Genomic DNA, 16,779 nt, shown 5'->3' with positions numbered 1-16,779 from the left:
ATTTCTAAGGAAGAAATACCGCTTTTTACTAGCTAATTTGTGCAACTGTTAATGCTGCCGCACGGATGTCTACAGTTCCAATTAACTCAACTGGTACAATTTGAATTAAATCGCCAGGGTTTAAGTTAATCAGAATAACACCACTGGATACGTCTACTTCACCAGTACCAATAACGTTAGAACGAACTGCTGTACCTGATCCAGGAATAATGTTAGCTGGCGTACCTAATGATAAGAAGAAACGACCAGCTTCTGGTGCAACAGGTGCGTTATCAAGACTAATTGTTAATGTATAACTGATTTGATAAATACCAGCTCGTAGAATTCGAATGCCATCTCCGACACTTACTGTATCATTTATTACAGGAACAGTAATATTTGGGTTTGGACTTACGCTAGGTAATAGTAGTGGTGTAAATAATGAAGCGAACTGAGGGGCAGAAGCGTTGAAAGCAAAACCGAAGGCAGGTAGTGTACTAGCTGGTTTCGCCTCACAATCGATTTTAGTAAATTCGCAATCAGAAGAGAACATGTTTTTCACTCCTTTATCTGTTTCTACTTTCAGTTAATGAAAAGGACAGGTTCTATGTTCTAGACAAGTTCCCAATTTTATAAAAAATACATAATAATACCTTTTAAGCATGGATTGGGTGGCAGAAAACTCTGCCACCCAATCCATGCTTAAATTAGTATTTAGTTTATAGAAACATCGCGTAAGCATTGAATAGCGCAGAAGCAACTTAAATCAACAGTAAGACAAGTGTTGGTCGATATTAGTCTTGCATTTGGTACAGCTAAAAACGTACAGATTGGGTTGTCACCAGGTGGTACAGGAGAACCATCACCTAATACTACAGTTAATACACGTAATACAGCGCAGTCATCATCATCTATACTTTCTACGCGGAAAATGGGAGATTGGCAGCTAGTAAGGCTTGCAGATGGTGCAAAGGCTTCAAAAGGTATTCCGGCTTTTGTGTATAAAATAAAAGGACGTGTATTCGCTACGGATGCACTATTATGTGCGCCTAAAAACGGAACTTCGCAACCAGATCCACATGTTGTCGTTGCACATTCTTGTAGTTCATGTATAAAACGGACGACATTGGATACACAATTGAAATCAAAATCATGGTCATGATGGTCTTCGTTACAATTGCAGCTCATTATGTTCACTCCTTATCGTGAGTTCTGACATACACTATTACAATATGAACGGGATATGGCTGATATTACGTTAATTCTCATGATGAAAACAAGGAATTTATATGAGAGGGATGTACATAATGCAATATAAAAAAAAAGACATCCTTATTTGGTGGATGTCTTTTCAGGGAAATCTTTACGTACTGTATATAAAAAGCGGGATATATCTAATTTCTTTCCTCTGAAAAATTGTGGGGAGGAAATGTAAAGTTCTTCTTTCGCACGTGTAATTGCGACATAAAGTAGTCGGCGTTCTTCTTCTAAAGCTTCAGAAGTCTCTGTAACGCGATCATTTGCATCTTTTAAAGAAGAAGTATGGGGCAAAATACCATCGCTTGCTCCAAGTAAAAAGACGCATGGAAATTCAAGGCCTTTTGCGTTATGAATAGACATAAGAGAAACAGCATCTTTTTGCGGCATTGTTTTTAATGCTTCCATTTCTTTTTGACCTTGAATTGCTTCAGCAATAAATTGTAAATAAGCTGGAATATCGGTGAAACGATTTGCTGATTCCATTAATTCTTCTAACATTTCTTCTTGTATATCTTTATGCATCGTAAAGGAAGAACGATCGTTACTTTGTAAGTACTCTAAATATTTCCCCTTACCATGAATAATTTCTTTTAATGCTTTTTTCGGTTCTAATTCTTTTATAAATTTAATAAAATCGATGCGCTCATTTACCTTTTTCACTTGAAAAGGTTTCAAGCTCGGATTTAATAGTAAGAAATGAAGAAGAGAAGGGAAACGGCCCTCACCATATTTCCATTGTTCACGTTCAATAAATGAAATACAATCATCACGCCCGATATACATCGTTGGCAATATATTTGAAAGTGATTCTAGTCGAAACGGTTCAATTACTAGCCGTAAATGATCTAATACAGGCTTAATTAAAGAATGTTCATAAAATGACTGACTCGCACCGTGTTTGATAAACGGGATTTTGTGAATTGTAAGCTGGTCAAGTAACGAACGGCTTACAGAATGTGTGCGATACAGTAAACAAAAATCTTTATAGTTTCGTTCGCCGCTATCTACCTTTTCTTGAATGAGCTGCAAAATTTGATTTGCTTCATCAAGAGTCGTAGCCGGTCGTGCATAAAAAGGTTGTACACCTTCTTCGCGCACAGAATATAGCTCCTTATCAAAACGCTCTTGATTTAGTTTGATAACTTCATTTCCAAGTCCGACGATAAATGGATTGGATCGGTAATTCGTATTAAGTGCGATAATCGTAGTGTTATCAAATTCTTTTGGAAAAGATAAAATAATTTGGTGACTTGCTCCTCGCCAGCCATATATCGCCTGGTCGTCATCACCTGCGATAAATAAATTATTTCTTGGCGAAGCTAACAATTTTACAATTTCATATTGTGCATACGATGTATCTTGGAACTCATCTACTTCAATATAGTGGAAACGTTGTTGTAATTGGGTAAGTAAAGGAGCATTATTTTCTAACATATAATATGTTTCTAATAAGATGTCATCGAAATCGATATAATTATATCGTTGTTTCACTTCTTCAAAACGTTCATATACTTCTTTAAATTCTTGTTCAACGGGTGTTTTTGCTTTTACATCTTTCGGACGATTCAATTTGTTTTTCTCAAGTGAAATCATCGCGAGCATCGTTTCAGCATCATAAGCATCTTTTAAACGTAACTCTTTTAAAATTTTCTTTATCATAATTTGTTTATGTTTTTCGTTTGCTAAAATTTGCTGATTATATCCTTGACTACGAAGCAATTTTAAAAAGACAGAGTGGAACGTACCAGCAACAACGTAGCTACTCGCTGCATGATTCATACCTGGTAAATTCGCTACACGATTTCGGATTTCTTCAGCCGCTTTTTGTGTAAATGTAAGCAATAAAATATTTCGTGGATGAACTTGTTTTACATTTACTAAATAACCTACTCGAGTTGTTAAAACAGATGTTTTTCCGCTTCCGGCACCAGCTAATGTAAGGACTGGACCTTCTGTCGTTCGGACGGCTTCTAATTGTTTCTCGTTTAAAAATACATTTTGCTGTTCGAGAGCGCGGAAATACGCTGCATCTGCATCTTCTTCCATAATTAAATGGGTAGATGTTTTCGGAATATGATATGTTGCACGTGGAATATCAGCGTGCGTTAATGATTTTTGTGAAAATTTTTCTTGTGTCATATATTCACCTTCAAAACTATAGCATCAACATTTAACTTTAGCGGAAGAAAAAGAAAATAGCAATGTAAAAAACAGGAGGGGATACCTCCTGTTTTCAAATTACAATTCTTTTATCATAACGATGTGAGGAATATTTGCTTCCATAAATACATCAGAATTCGTTACATATCCAAGTTTCTTATAGAAATCTTCAGCATGTGTTTGGGCATGTAACTTTAATTTTGGTAGCGAGTGTTCCTTCGCATATGCTTCAAGTGCATCCATAACAATTTTTCCAACGCCTTTTTTACGATGGGAAGCTAGTACGCAAATGCGTTCCATTTTTCCTATTCCATCCAGTATGCGAAAACGACCAGCACCAACTGGAACATCATTATCATATATAACAACGTGTGTCGAAGTTTCTTCAAACTCATCATACTCTTCGTCAGCAGAAACTTGTTGCTCATTCACAAATACTTGCTTACGTACAGAGAATGCATCTCTTAGTTGTTCGTCTGTTTGTACGATCTGTGCATGCAAATTAGTTGTTCCCCTTTCCAAGGTGGAATGTTTCGTATACAGTCCACGTTCCGTTTTCTAATTGATATAGAAGATGGAAGCGATCAATTGGTTGTTCATAATAGAAATCTTTCATACGTAATCGACCTAATACATCAGCATGCTCTGCATCTGATAAGCCTTGTCCGATTGTTAAATGAGGTACGAAAGCGTATTCGCGTTCTTGTGTGAAGAATTCGCTATGCATTTCCTCATTTAAGAAAGTAAGTTCAGGTGTTTTTTCTACTTTAAAATAAAGAACATTATTAACAGGTGCGAATGAACCAACTTTTCCGACATGAAGGGTGAAAGGGTTCGTTTTACTTGCGATTGTATGTAACTCGTTTACAATCGATTCTAGTTGATCATCTTGCGTCTCAAAGGGTGTTTTCAATGTAATATGTGGCGGAACTAATGCGTAGTGCGGATCATAACGTTTACGCAATCCGTTCGCTTTATCTTGAATCATTTTAGATGGAAAAATTACAATGCCTAATTTCATGTTCCAATTCCTCCCTTTGTAAGTCTAGTTAGATTTTGAGAAAATAACTCTCTTAATCTATTATATCAAATTATTCTGAATACTGCTCTCTATTATTTCATTGATAGCATATGAGAGAAAGCTTTCGGTAAATCAGTTTGCCAATATTTCCACGTATGATTACCTTCGAACTCCTCGTAATGCGTGGTGAAATTTCTATCTGTCAGAAGTGTATTGAGCTCACGGTTCGGTTGTACGAAATCAGATACTTGCCCATCAGTGCGCTTTACAGCTGTTTCTTCTGTCCCAATGACGTGATAAAGCTCTAGCGCTTCCGGAGTTTTGAAGTCTTTTGCTAAGTTCATCACTGTTTCGTCCACAAATGGTGATTGCATAACGACTTTACCAAATGTATGCGGATACATAAGTGCGGTCATAAAGGAAACTGTTCCGCCAAGAGAATCACCAATTAACACACGACCTTTTCCCATTTGGTACGTTGGATAATTTTCATCGATATATGGTGCAAGCTCATGAGCAAGGAAACGAATGTAAGCAGCATTCTTTACATCGCTCGGGAAATATTTTTCCTTACGATCGTGTACATTTTTATATGGAATACCGACAATAATTGTACGGTCAATTTCTTCAGTTTCACGAAGGCGCTCAATTACACGGTGTGCTTTCCCAAGCTGAAAATAATCTCTACCATCTTGTGCAATTACAACTGTATGTTTGTGCAGTGGTGTGTAATTTACTGGTAAGTAAACGAGCAGTGTAACATCTTCTTGAAGTGATGCACTATAAAATGAAATTTCTTCAATTCTCCCTATTGTTTGATTCATATGGATCCCCCTAAATAAAAATTTACTGTAATGATTGTAAGAGCGACGCTTGTAGTGAAAAAGAAAGCAATATTCACTAATAGGTGCTTTCGTTTCTATTTTACCATAATGGTACGAAGAATCTAAAAAATTAGTATTTAAGTTAGGAAAGAAAACGGATATAATGAAGTGGGATTTTTGACAGGTGAGAGGGGAGACAAGGTTTGAAACAAGAAAAATCAATCGCACTACCATTAGCAATTTCAATTATAGCAATTTCATTCGCAGCAGTTTTTGTAAAGATGTCCTCAGCACCATCTTCTATTTTAAGTATGTATCGATTATGGATTATCGTGCTTATTATGCTGCCAATCGTTTGGAAAAAGCGGGAAGAGTTTAGTAGGATTCAAAGAAAAGATTGGGGATTTTTAATTGGATCTGGTTTCTTTTTAGCGCTTCATTTTCTTTTATGGTTTGAATCTTTAAAGCATACGACAGTTGCTAGTTCGACGATTATTTTAGCACTTCAACCAATCGTATCTTTAGTTGGAGGGTTTTTCTTATTTAAAGAAAGAACAACATACTCAGCTATTGCGACAATGGGAATTGCGATACTAGGTGTAATGTGTATTGGCTGGGGAGATTTAGGGCTAAGTGAACAAGCGATTTATGGGGATATATTATCCTTTTTAAGTGTGATAGCAGTTGTCGGTTATTTATTTATCGGGCAAACGACAGTAAAGAAAGTATCACACTGGATTTACAGCTTTACAGTTTTTGCATTCGCAGGTATTTTTATGGGGATTTATAATATAGTATTGCAAGTGCCTTTTACAGGTTATACGAAGTGGGACTGGACCGTTTTTCTTTTACTTGCGATTGTACCCACAGTGTCACATGTCATTAATAACTGGTTATTAAACTACGTAAATGCAACAACAATTTCAATGAGTATTTTAGGAGAACCAGTTGGAGCAACTATACTAGCGTTCTTCTTACTTGGGGAAAAATTAAACGCAATGCAAATTATCGGTAGCATGCTCGTATTGTTTGGTGTATCTGTTTTCTTACTACAGCAACAAAAACGAACAGCAAAAAATGTAGTGAACGAACCGGCTTATACACAGGAATTATAACGAGCCTATTCTAATATACGAAAAGAGAAGTTATTGGTAACTTCTCTTTTTTTGTTCTATGCAGAAAATAAAACAGATCAATAGGGGGAATTCCAGCCATATAGCATGAAAAAAGATAATATATAGTGGATTTACATCATACGTTTCTCATACAAATATAGAAGGGGAGGGAGAGACCAAATGAAAGATATTTTAATGAAATACATGACAAAGCTTACAACATTAAGTGAAGAGCAGCAGCGTATAATCGTGGAAGAATTACAAATTGAAGAATATAAAAAAGGAACAGTACTCCTAAGACAAGGAGATGTTCCGTCTAAATGTTACTTTGTATTAAAAGGATGCGTGAGGCAACATTGTATAGATGAAGCCGGGAAAGAAGTTACATCAAATTTTTATACAGAAGAACAAGCAATTGCAAATTTCAATCATCATAAACAAGATAAATCATCCTCACATACATTAACGTGTCTAGAAGACTGCCTAGTTGTAGTTGGCGACCTGTATTGTGAAAAGGACATGTATAAGAAATATTCACAGTTAGAAGAAATGACACGTCAAATGATTGAATACAATTTTGGTGAGGTACAAGAAGAACTTACATTATTTATTGCATCGACACCAGAAGAGCGCTACAAATCATTATTACAAAAACGACCTCATTTAATCAATCGTGTTCCTCAATATCAATTGGCAAGTTATCTAGGTATTACGCCAGAATCATTAAGTAGAATTAAGAAACGACTCAAACAGTAGAGTCTTTTCCACCTCTAATCAATAGCCATATACTAAATCCTAGTTCACCTGCGATCATCGGTAGTTGAAAGACAACATTAAGAATGGAAATCATCGCATCATATTGTGAAAACATTGTATTCATGACGTGAATTACGATATAACCGATAGCAGCGATGAATAGTAATACACTAATCAATTTCGGTATTTGTTTAGATAGAAAAGTTACATATCCTAAAGTGAAAAGATGTAAGCCGAAAATGATTAACCCTACAGACCAAATGTATTTAAAAGCTTCTAGAAATAACATTGTATATGCTTCTGAATTAGCAACTGTACTTTTTGAAAGAAGTAATACAAATGTTAAATTGAATATAGCAATCCCAAGTATAGCTGTATACATAAGACGAAGACAGGTAGCTAGTAATGAGAGGCTAGCATGGATAGGTTTTAGAAAGAAATAAAGAGCCCACGAGGCGATAATATCCGTAATGAAAATGATAATCCATCCGAAGATTTCTGCTTTGAAAAGTAAACTTGAAGTTTGAATATTATGGAGTGTCGTGCTCGCATTACTTGGTACAACGAGATTTCCATGAACAAAACCGTAAGAAAAAAATGCAGTGAATGCCATGATAAGAAGAGAAGTGCCTGCAAATAAGGAAAATTTTCGCTCAGTCATAATACGTCCTCCTATTCTAATGTTGTTTTCATTGTAATAGGGAAGAGGAGGAGATTCATTGACTTAAATCAAGAGAGGGGAAGTTTAGTGGAATTTCCATCAAAAAAAGATATATGGTTATATCCGATTTTTTTTGTTGTCATTGGAGCGTGTTTTGCTCCCATATTTGTAGGAAGAGAACATTTTCTTTTGTTTTTCACAATCCCATTAGCCATATTATTTATTTGGAGTTGGTTTTCAACAAAATATATTGTTGGAGAAGAAGCAATTATTATTAAATCGGGTCTCGTTAAAAAACGTATATTTATACGAAATATAAAACAAATTTCAAATACGAAAAATCCAATAGCAGCTCATGCCTTATCATTTGATCGAATTGAAATTGTTTACGGCGCACATAAAACAGAAATTATTTCTCCTAAAGATAAAGAGCAATTTATTAGTCATGTGAAAAATAAAAATCCAAAGTAAAAGAGTGGCTTCATAGCCACTCTTTTACTTTGGATTTGTCATATAAGGTTGTACATGAATAATACATAGGTCACGGAACTTTCCTTCAGCAGTTGTGACAATTACGACTGCTCTTCCTGCACTTTTTCCAGTAATGGTTACTGTATCACCTTTTGGATACAGTGTGATAACATCAGCATTCATATTTGTCCAAATAAGTTCGTTATTGGTGGCTTGTACTGGCAAAACAGAAGCGGATAACTCAGTGCTTTGTCCCGTTCTTACTTTTAACTTGTTTTTTTCCATATGAACACCGATGACTGAAACAACAGAAGGAGCAATTGAAATTTTAGGTGGATTAGGTTGTATGTTCAAACAAGACGCAGAAGTATTGGTGATAGGTGAAAATTTTCGTGTTTGTTGTTGCTGGAAAGCTGCTAACATGTTGGAGTCCCCTTTCTGTATAAGTGCTGATACTAACACTATAAAGGAGTAGTGTTATGCTAAATTTAACGAAACATAAAGAATTTGTTAAATTCGAGTAGAAGATTGTCGAACTTTGATTAAAAAAGCTCTGCTGTTACGATATCAGCAGAGCTTTCACCTTATAGACTATGTTGTTTTTCGAAATCCTCAAATTGTTCTTCAACTTCTTTTGAAGTTTGCGTTAGTAAACTAACAATTATGATCACTAGTAAACTAATAGCGAAACCAGGAATCATTTCATATAAGAAGTTTTTTAAGAATTTAAATTGTGTCCATATAATAACAGTCGCAGCACCAGAAATCATACCAGCAAGTGCGCCCCATTTTGTCATACGTTTCCAATATAGACTTAATAAAATAGCAGGTCCGAATGAGGAACCAAATCCAGCCCAAGCGTATCCAACAAGAGCTAAAATCGTATCATTTTGTTTAAACGCTAAAGCGCATCCGACTAATGCAATAACAAGTACAGCCATACGACCGACAAATACAAGCTCTTTATCAGAAGCAGAACGTTTAAAGAATGTACGATATAAATCTTCAGTTATAGCACTAGAAGTAACGAGTAACTGAGATGAGATTGTACTCATAATAGCTGCTAAAATGGCTGCTAATAAAAATCCAGTAATAAGTGGATGGAATAAAATTTTTCCAAGTTCAAGGAAAATTGTTTCTGGGTTAGATAATGTTAAATCTTGTTGTGAGTAGTAAGCAATACCGATAAGACCAGTAAACATAGCGCCGACAACAGAGAAAATCATCCAGCTCATACCAATTCTTCTTGCGCTTTTAATTTCTTTTACAGACGAAATTGCCATAAAGCGTACGATAATATGAGGTTGTCCAACATAACCAAGACCCCATGCGAATAAAGAAATCATCCCTAAAGTAGAGGCACCTTTAAAAATATCTAAACGTGTTGGATCTACAGAGCGAATGGTATCAAATGCAGGTCCAAGTCCGTTCGAGTTCATAATTGTTACGATAGGAACAAGAATAAGAGCGACTACCATAATGATTCCTTGCACGAAGTCTGTCCAACTTACTGCTAAGAAACCACCAAATAATGTGTAAGCTACAACAACGCCTGCAACAATGAATAATCCAACATGATAGTTCATGCCAAATGAATTTTCAAATAATACAGCGCCTGAAACTAATCCTGAAGCTACATAGAAAGTAAAGAAAATCATAATAACAAGTCCGGATACTAAACGTAGCATGTGAGATTTGTCGTGGAAACGGTGTTCCAAAAATTCTGGGATAGTAATAGAGTTATTTGCAATTTCAGAGTAGGTACGTAAGCGAGGAGCGACATATAGCCAGTTTGCGTATGCGCCTAGTGTCAGGCCGATCGCAATCCAACTACTACTTAATCCAACGCTAAACATTGCACCGGGTAAGCCCATTAAAAGCCAACCACTCATATCGGATGCTCCAGCGCTTAATGCTGTTACTGCGGGGCCTAATGTACGCCCGCCAAGCATATAATCTGTTAAGTTGGACGTTCGTTTATAGGCGAAATAGCCAATTACTAACATCCCGAGCATGTAAATAGAGATAGAAGTTAAAGTTAACATCTGCGTACTCATGTAGTTCCCCTTCCTTTTGTCATGTCTTTTGATGCGTTATGCATATTTATAATCTATCATGATTATTCTGAAAAATCCATACGGAAATATGAATTTTCAGAAATGTAAGCGTTTTTTGACATCATTTTACTTTTTTAATATATAATATTCATACAAAAAACCTTATTTTTAATAGAGTATTTATTATATTTACATAAAAAGAGGTTGTTTTGTCAATATAATATTGAAAGGAAAGAAAAATAAATTTTTTTAAAAAGTATTGACTTGTGAAAAAAGTCAGGTCTATAATGAGTGCAACTTAAAAAAATGCAAGCGTTGATGAAGAAGAGTACACATGATGAACATGTCAGAGAGCTGATGGTTGGTGCGAATCAGTATGGGATTGATGTGGAATGGGCTTCGGAGCTTCCAAACCGAAACGAAAGAAGTAGGCTTTGGCGACATGATCTCATCGATACAAGAGACACGTATTGTTTTTGATACGGTAAAGTGCGTTACATTTGTAACGAATTAAGGTGGCACCACGGGAGTACCCGTCCTTTCTATAGGATGAGTACTCCCTTTTTGTGTACAAAAAATTAAATAAATGAAATCGTTGAAGTAAGAAGAGTACGTATATTGGAGACGTTACAGAGAGCCGGGGATAGGTGGGAGCCCGGTGCGGTGCCATATACGGAATGGGCTTACGAGAGGTATGCTGAACAATTATTTTCAGTAGGCAACCCGGGTTCCGCCGTTACAAGGATAAGGTATATATTTTGTACCTGAATAAAGCGGGATGCTTTTGCGTCCAACATGAGGTGGTACCACGGTAAATTTATCGTCCTCTACATATTTCGATATGTAGGGGACTTTTTTTATTTTTCGGAGTGAGGTGAAAGGCATGATGACAAAAGACGAATTTATGAAGCAAAACGAACAAGGAAAAGCATTTTTAGTAATCGCTGAAGAAGAAGGAGATAGCATTACGCCAATTTCTTTATATAGACGTATGAAGGGAAAGAAAAAGTTTTTATTAGAAAGCTCCCAGCTTCATCAAGATAAAGGACGCTATTCTTACTTAGGATGTAATCCGTATGGTGAAGTGAAAAGTATTGGTACAGAAGTGGAACGAACGATTTATGGTCAAACAGAAGAGTTGCAAGGTAACGTACTACAAGTGTTAGAAAAAGAAATCGCGTCAGCTCAAGTAGACAGCCCATTTCCATTTTGCGGAGGAGCAGTTGGTTATATTGGCTATGACGTCATTCGGCAATATGAAAACATTGGAGCGGATTTACACGATCCATTGAATATTCCAGAAGTACACCTTTTACTATATCGTGAGTTTATCGTGTATGACCACTTACGCCAAAAATTATCATTTGTATATGTATGCAGGGAAGATGATGTAGCTTCTTATGAAGAAGTATACGAAAGGCTGCGAGTATACAAAGAGGAATTGCTACAGGGAGAAGAAGTTGAAGTAACTGAAATAAAATCAACATTATCATTCACTTCCTCTATAACGGAAAAAGAATTTTGCGTGATGGTAGAAACAGCGAAAGAATACATTCGCGCCGGGGACATATTCCAAGTCGTATTATCCCAGCGTTTGCAAAGTGAATGTATTGGTGATCCATTCGCGTTATACCGAAAACTTCGGATCGCCAATCCATCACCATATATGTTCTATATCGATTTTCAAGACTATGTTGTACTCGGTTCCTCGCCAGAAAGTTTGTTATCAGTAAGAGACGATAAAGTGATGACGAACCCAATTGCCGGTACGAGACCGAGAGGGAAAACGAAGCAGGAAGATGCGGAAATTGAGAAAGAACTGTTAGAAAATGAGAAAGAACGAGCGGAGCACATGATGCTTGTGGATCTTGGGCGTAATGATATTGGCAGAGTAAGTGAAATTGGATCTGTGACGATAGATAAATATATGAAAGTAGAAAAATATTCTCACGTTATGCATATTGTATCTGAAGTTTACGGAACATTACGAAAACGGATGAGTGGATTTGATGCATTAGCGTATTGTCTACCAGCAGGAACAGTGTCAGGCGCTCCGAAAATTAGAGCAATGGAAATTATAAATGAGCTAGAGAATGAAAAAAGAAATGTATACGCGGGTGCAGTTGGATACGTTAGTTTTTCAGGGAATCTTGATATGGCGCTCGCCATTCGAACGATGGTTGTAAAAGATGAAAAAGCATACGTTCAGGCAGGAGCGGGAATTGTTTATGATTCAGACCCAGTAGCTGAATATGAAGAAACGTTAAATAAAGCGAGAGCGCTCTTGGAGGTAATGAAATGATTGTACTAATTGATAATTACGATTCATTCACATATAACTTGTATCAACTGTTAGGGGAATACGAAGAAGATATTGTTGTCGTAAGAAATGATCAACTAACGATAGAACAGCTAGAGGGGATGAATCCAACAGGAATTGTGCTTTCACCAGGACCAGGAAAACCAGAGGATGCTGGCGTTTGTATCGATGTCATCCGTCATTTTTATAAGAACGTTCCCATATTAGGTATTTGCCTTGGACATCAAGCAATTATATCAGCATTTGGAGGAGACATTGTTAGAGCAGAGCGCATTAAACATGGAAAAACATCGCGCGTGAAACATAACGGAACGTCAATCTTTTCATACGTGACACAGCCGCTAACAGCGATGCGCTACCATTCGCTGGTTGCAGCACAAACGAGTTTGCCACAATGTTTTGACATACTAGCGACAGCGATGGACGATGGAGAAATTATGGCAGTTCGTCACAATTATTATCCGCTCTTCGGATTACAGTTTCATCCGGAATCAATTGCGACAGAAGAAGGCGGAAAGTTAATACGTGCCTTTTTAGGCGAAGTGAAAGAGGAGGAAAGAGTATGAATAACTATCTTCGTAAATTAGTGGAGGGGAAACATTTAACAGAAGAGGAGATGTATAGAGCAGGGCTTCTTTTATTAAATGAAAACATATTGGAAAGTGAAATTGCAGCTTTCTTAGTCTTACTGAAAGCGAAAGGTGAAACAGCAGAAGAAATATACGGCCTGGTTCGAGCTCTTCGTGAAAAGGCATTACCGTTTTCGAACCATATACAAGGAGCGATGGACAATTGCGGGACGGGTGGTGACGGTGCTCAAACGTTTAATATTAGTACAACATCGGCATTTGTACTGGCAGGAGCTGGCGTAAAGGTTGCAAAACATGGTAACCGTGCTGTTTCTAGTAAAACAGGAAGTGCAGATTTATTAGAAGAACTCGGTGTAAATATTAGCAGTACGCCAAACGAAATTGATTATTTACTAGAGCATGTCGGGATCGCATTTTTATTCGCACCAGCGATGCATCCAGCATTAAGGCGCATTATGAAAATAAGAAAAGAATTAAACGTTCCGACGATCTTTAACTTAATTGGACCGTTAACAAATCCGGTGAATTTAGAAACACAATTTGTCGGCATTTATAAACGAGATATGTTACTACCAGTTGCGCAAGTATTACAGAAACTAGGGAGAAAACAAGCGCTTGTCGTAAACGGAAGTGGTTTTTTAGATGAAGCATCATTGCAAGGAGAAAATCATGTTGTCATTTTAAAAGAAAATGAAATAGTAGAAACGAGTATTGAACCTGAGAAATATGGTTTCGTAATAGTGAAAAACGAAGAGATAAGAGGTGGGAATTCGAAAGAAAATGCAAAGATTACGCTTGGAGTATTAAGCGGAGAAAAGAGCGTCTATCGCGATACTGTTTTATTAAATGCAGGTCTGGCCCTTTTCGCAAATGGAAAAGCAGAAACGATTGAAGAAGGAATTAAACTTGCAGCGCATAGTATTGACTCTGGAAAAGCATTAGCCAAACTAAACTTATTAATTGCAGCAAGTAATGAAAAATTAGAAAGGGTGAATTAAAGTGGGGACGATTTTAGACAAAATTGTAGACCAAAAGAAAAAGGAAGTTGAGGCATTATATGAAACCTATACACCAATAAAAGAAAGTAGAAAGACACATTCACTCGTAGAAGCATTGCAGCAGTTTACTGTTATTGCCGAAGTAAAGCGGGCATCACCATCAAAAGGAGATATCAATTTACACGTTGATGTACGAAAACAAGTGAAAACATACGAAGATTGTGGCGCAGGAGCAGTTTCTGTTTTAACAGACGGTCAATTTTTTAAAGGATCGTTTCAGGATTTACAAACGGCAAGAGAAGAAAGTAACATTCCGCTTTTATGCAAAGATTTCATAATTGATAAGATTCAAATTGATAGAGCATATGAAGCAGGAGCAGATATTATTTTACTAATCGTAGCGGCGTTAACGAAAGAGAAGTTAAAAGAGCTGTATAGCTACGTACTAGAAAAAGGATTAGAAGCAATTGTTGAAGTTCATGATGAACAGGAATTAGAAATTGCAATCCAATTAAATCCGCACGTTATCGGTATTAACAACCGTAATTTAAAAACATTCGAAGTCGATTTAAGCCAAACAGAAAAGCTTGGAAAACGATTAAATGAGGAGAAATTACTTTGGATTAGTGAGAGTGGGATTCATTCAAAGGAAGATATTATTCGCGTCAAACGAGCCGGAGCAAAAGGTGTATTAGTTGGAGAAGCACTTATGACATCATCTTCTATTCGTACCTTTTTTGAAGATTGTAAGGTGAACATATGAAAGTGAAAATTTGCGGGATTACTAATATGGAAACAGCAAAATGTGCTTGCGAATACGGAGCAGATGCACTCGGATTTGTTTTTGCAGAAAGTAAGCGAAAAATCACTCCAGGGCTAGCGAAAGAAATCATTCAGGAGCTTCCAGCAAATGTATTAAAAATCGGTGTTTTCGTAAATGAATCAGTAGAAGAGATACAGAAAATTGCAGATGAATGCGGGTTAACGCATGTGCAACTACATGGGGATGAAGACAATCATCAAATTATAAGATTGAATATTCCGTCTATAAAGGCTCTCGGAGTGACTTCGGAGGCCGATATGAAAAATGCTCAAACATATGAAACGGATTATATATTGTTTGATAGCCCGAAAGAAAAGTTTCACGGAGGAAATGGAAAGAAATTTTCATGGGAACTACTTGTGCATATGCCAAAAGAGTTGCGAGAGAAAACGATATTAGCTGGTGGATTAAACGCTCTTAATATAGAAGAAGCGATTCGAACTATTCAGCCGTACATGGTCGATGTAAGTAGCGGAGTAGAGACAGAAGGAAAGAAAGATCTAAAGAAAATAAAACAATTTATTATAAAAGCGAAGGAGTGTTCCAAATGAATTACGCATATCCAGATGAAAAAGGTCACTACGGTATATACGGAGGACGATACGTTCCAGAAACGTTAATGCAATCTGTATTAGAACTAGAAGAAGCATATAAAGAGGCAATGGAAGATGAAGCGTTTCAAAAGGAATTAAATCATTATTTAAAAACGTACGTAGGAAGAGAAACACCGCTTTATTTCGCTGAAAATATGACGAAGTATTGCGGCGGTGCAAAGATTTATTTAAAACGTGAAGATTTGAATCATACAGGAGCTCATAAAATTAACAATACGATTGGTCAGGCACTTCTTGCAGTACGAATGGGTAAGAAAAAAGTTGTCGCTGAAACAGGAGCAGGACAACATGGAGTAGCAACAGCTACTGTATGTGCCCTTCTCGGATTAGAATGCGTCATCTTTATGGGAGAAGAAGATGTGAGACGTCAAAAATTAAATGTGTTCCGAATGGAATTACTCGGAGCGAAAGTAGAAAGTGTAGCGGCAGGTAGCGGTACGTTAAAAGATGCGGTGAACGAGGCGCTTCGTTACTGGGTTTCACATGTGCATGATACGCACTACATTATGGGATCTGTTCTTGGACCGCATCCATTCCCGCAAATTGTTCGTGATTTTCAAAGTGTAATTGGGAAAGAAACGAAAAAACAATATGAAGCGTTAGAAGGAAAGTTACCAGAAGCAGTCGTTGCTTGTATTGGTGGTGGGAGTAATGCGATGGGGATGTTTTATCCGTTCGTACACGATGAAGAAGTTTCTCTTTACGGCGTAGAAGCAGCTGGAAAAGGCGTCCATACAGAAAAGCATGCAGCTACTTTAACGAAAGGAAGCGTTGGCGTTTTACACGGATCGATGATGTATCTTCTGCAAAATGAAGAAGGACAAATTCAAGAAGCTCACTCTATTTCAGCAGGACTCGATTACCCGGGTGTTGGGCCAGAACATAGCTTGCTAAAAGATATTGGCCGCGTTTCTTATCATTCGATTACAGATGATGAAGCGTTAGAAGCATTTCAATTATTAACGAAAAAAGAAGGTATTATTCCGGCATTAGAAAGTTCACATGCTGTCGCATACGCATTAAAATTAGCACCGCAAATGAAGAAAGACGAAGGGCTTGTCATTTGCTTATCCGGGCGTGGTGATAAAGATGTAGAAAGTATAAAACGTTATATGGAAGAGGTGTAAAAA

At 36.9% G+C, this 16,779-nt stretch carries 18 protein-coding genes and 2 other annotated features; of the genes, 9 read left to right on the top strand and 9 right to left on the bottom strand.

The annotated features are described in order from the left end of the window. Positions 1-28 precede the first annotated feature (28 nt). The 6 genes from exsF to QCI44_RS21920 all read right to left on the bottom strand — a co-directional run bounded on the left by exsF (position 29) and on the right by QCI44_RS21920 (position 5,244). Positions 29-532, bottom strand: coding sequence for an exosporium protein ExsF (gene exsF / locus QCI44_RS21945; RefSeq protein ID WP_000492933.1), 504 nt, complete (start codon positions 530-532; stop codon positions 29-31). A gap of 161 nt (positions 533-693) precedes the next feature. Then, entirely contained in the window at positions 694-1,167 is a 474-nt protein-coding gene (gene cotY / locus QCI44_RS21940) for a spore coat protein CotY (protein ID WP_016088864.1), read from the bottom strand. Positions 1,168-1,311: 144 nt separating this feature from the next. Beyond that, the gene (locus QCI44_RS21935; protein ID WP_016088863.1) at positions 1,312-3,378 is read right to left on the bottom strand and encodes an ATP-dependent helicase; all 2,067 of its coding nucleotides are present in this window, start codon (positions 3,376-3,378) and stop codon (positions 1,312-1,314) included. Between the two features lie 99 nt (positions 3,379-3,477). Beyond that, a complete protein-coding gene (locus QCI44_RS21930) occupies positions 3,478-3,900 on the bottom strand; it encodes a GNAT family N-acetyltransferase (protein WP_016133912.1) in 423 nt (140 codons plus the stop codon). Between the two features lies 1 nt (position 3,901). Beyond that, positions 3,902-4,420, bottom strand: a complete 519-nt coding sequence (locus QCI44_RS21925; RefSeq protein ID WP_016088861.1) for a YjcG family protein — start codon at positions 4,418-4,420, stop codon at positions 3,902-3,904. A gap of 92 nt (positions 4,421-4,512) precedes the next feature. Then, positions 4,513-5,244, bottom strand: coding sequence for an alpha/beta hydrolase (locus tag QCI44_RS21920; protein ID WP_016088860.1), 732 nt, complete (start codon positions 5,242-5,244; stop codon positions 4,513-4,515). Between the two features lie 203 nt (positions 5,245-5,447). Between QCI44_RS21920 and QCI44_RS21915 the strand changes: the two genes are divergently transcribed. Continuing rightward, the gene (locus tag QCI44_RS21915; protein ID WP_016088859.1) at positions 5,448-6,359 is read left to right on the top strand and encodes a DMT family transporter; all 912 of its coding nucleotides are present in this window, start codon (positions 5,448-5,450) and stop codon (positions 6,357-6,359) included. Positions 6,360-6,539: 180 nt separating this feature from the next. After that, positions 6,540-7,115: a Crp/Fnr family transcriptional regulator gene (locus QCI44_RS21910; protein WP_016088858.1), complete on the top strand. Its 576-nt coding sequence runs from the start codon at positions 6,540-6,542 to the stop codon at positions 7,113-7,115. Here QCI44_RS21910 and QCI44_RS21905 read toward each other — a convergent pair. Then, entirely contained in the window at positions 7,105-7,776 is a 672-nt protein-coding gene (locus QCI44_RS21905; protein WP_016088857.1) for a DUF4386 domain-containing protein, read from the bottom strand. The two genes, QCI44_RS21910 and QCI44_RS21905, sit on opposite strands and share 11 nt — an antisense overlap. An 87-nt stretch (positions 7,777-7,863) precedes the next feature. Here QCI44_RS21905 and QCI44_RS21900 point away from each other — a divergent pair, with 87 nt between their 5' ends. Continuing rightward, positions 7,864-8,247 (top strand): PH domain-containing protein, encoded by a 384-nt coding sequence (locus QCI44_RS21900; RefSeq protein WP_016088856.1) that lies wholly within the window; start codon positions 7,864-7,866, stop codon positions 8,245-8,247. A gap of 24 nt (positions 8,248-8,271) precedes the next feature. Here QCI44_RS21900 and QCI44_RS21895 read toward each other — a convergent pair whose 3' ends face one another. Both QCI44_RS21895 and putP read right to left on the bottom strand, forming a co-directional pair. Next, entirely contained in the window at positions 8,272-8,670 is a 399-nt protein-coding gene (locus QCI44_RS21895) for an Ig-like domain-containing protein (protein WP_016133916.1), read from the bottom strand. A 161-nt stretch (positions 8,671-8,831) separates the two neighbouring features. Then, positions 8,832-10,304 carry a sodium/proline symporter PutP gene (gene putP / locus QCI44_RS21890; protein WP_016088854.1) on the bottom strand — a complete coding sequence of 491 codons (1,473 nt, stop codon included), beginning with the start codon at positions 10,302-10,304 and terminating at the stop codon, positions 8,832-8,834. A 306-nt stretch (positions 10,305-10,610) separates the two neighbouring features. After that, positions 10,611-10,848, top strand: a binding site (T-box leader). A gap of 42 nt (positions 10,849-10,890) precedes the next feature. Next, positions 10,891-11,135: a binding site (T-box leader), on the top strand. A 52-nt stretch (positions 11,136-11,187) separates the two neighbouring features. Here putP and trpE point away from each other — a divergent pair. The 6 genes from trpE to trpB are packed head-to-tail and all read left to right on the top strand — an operon-like array spanning position 11,188 to position 16,776. Further along, positions 11,188-12,606 (top strand): anthranilate synthase component I, encoded by a 1,419-nt coding sequence (gene trpE, locus QCI44_RS21885; protein ID WP_141533936.1) that lies wholly within the window; start codon positions 11,188-11,190, stop codon positions 12,604-12,606. Continuing rightward, complete coding sequence (locus QCI44_RS21880; protein WP_088083431.1) at positions 12,603-13,190, top strand: aminodeoxychorismate/anthranilate synthase component II; 588 nt, start codon at positions 12,603-12,605, stop codon at positions 13,188-13,190. The genes trpE and QCI44_RS21880 overlap by 4 nt, the downstream gene beginning before the upstream one ends. Then, positions 13,187-14,212, top strand: a complete 1,026-nt coding sequence (gene trpD, locus QCI44_RS21875) for an anthranilate phosphoribosyltransferase (RefSeq protein ID WP_088083432.1) — start codon at positions 13,187-13,189, stop codon at positions 14,210-14,212. Before QCI44_RS21880 ends, trpD begins: the two co-directional genes overlap by 4 nt. Position 14,213: 1 nt before the next feature. After that, a complete protein-coding gene (gene trpC / locus QCI44_RS21870) occupies positions 14,214-14,975 on the top strand; it encodes an indole-3-glycerol phosphate synthase TrpC (RefSeq protein WP_088083433.1) in 762 nt (253 codons plus the stop codon). Continuing rightward, positions 14,972-15,586 (top strand): phosphoribosylanthranilate isomerase, encoded by a 615-nt coding sequence (locus tag QCI44_RS21865; protein WP_088083434.1) that lies wholly within the window; start codon positions 14,972-14,974, stop codon positions 15,584-15,586. The genes trpC and QCI44_RS21865 overlap by 4 nt, the downstream gene beginning before the upstream one ends. After that, positions 15,583-16,776, top strand: a complete 1,194-nt coding sequence (gene trpB, locus QCI44_RS21860; protein ID WP_088083435.1) for a tryptophan synthase subunit beta — start codon at positions 15,583-15,585, stop codon at positions 16,774-16,776. The genes QCI44_RS21865 and trpB overlap by 4 nt, the downstream gene beginning before the upstream one ends. Positions 16,777-16,779: the final 3 nt, after the last annotated feature.

Origin of the sequence: Bacillus cereus group sp. RP37 (assembly GCF_040459695.1) — a bacterium.
GTDB lineage: Bacteria > Bacillota > Bacilli > Bacillales > Bacillaceae_G > Bacillus_A.
This window is presented reverse-complemented; position numbering and strand designations above follow the sequence as displayed.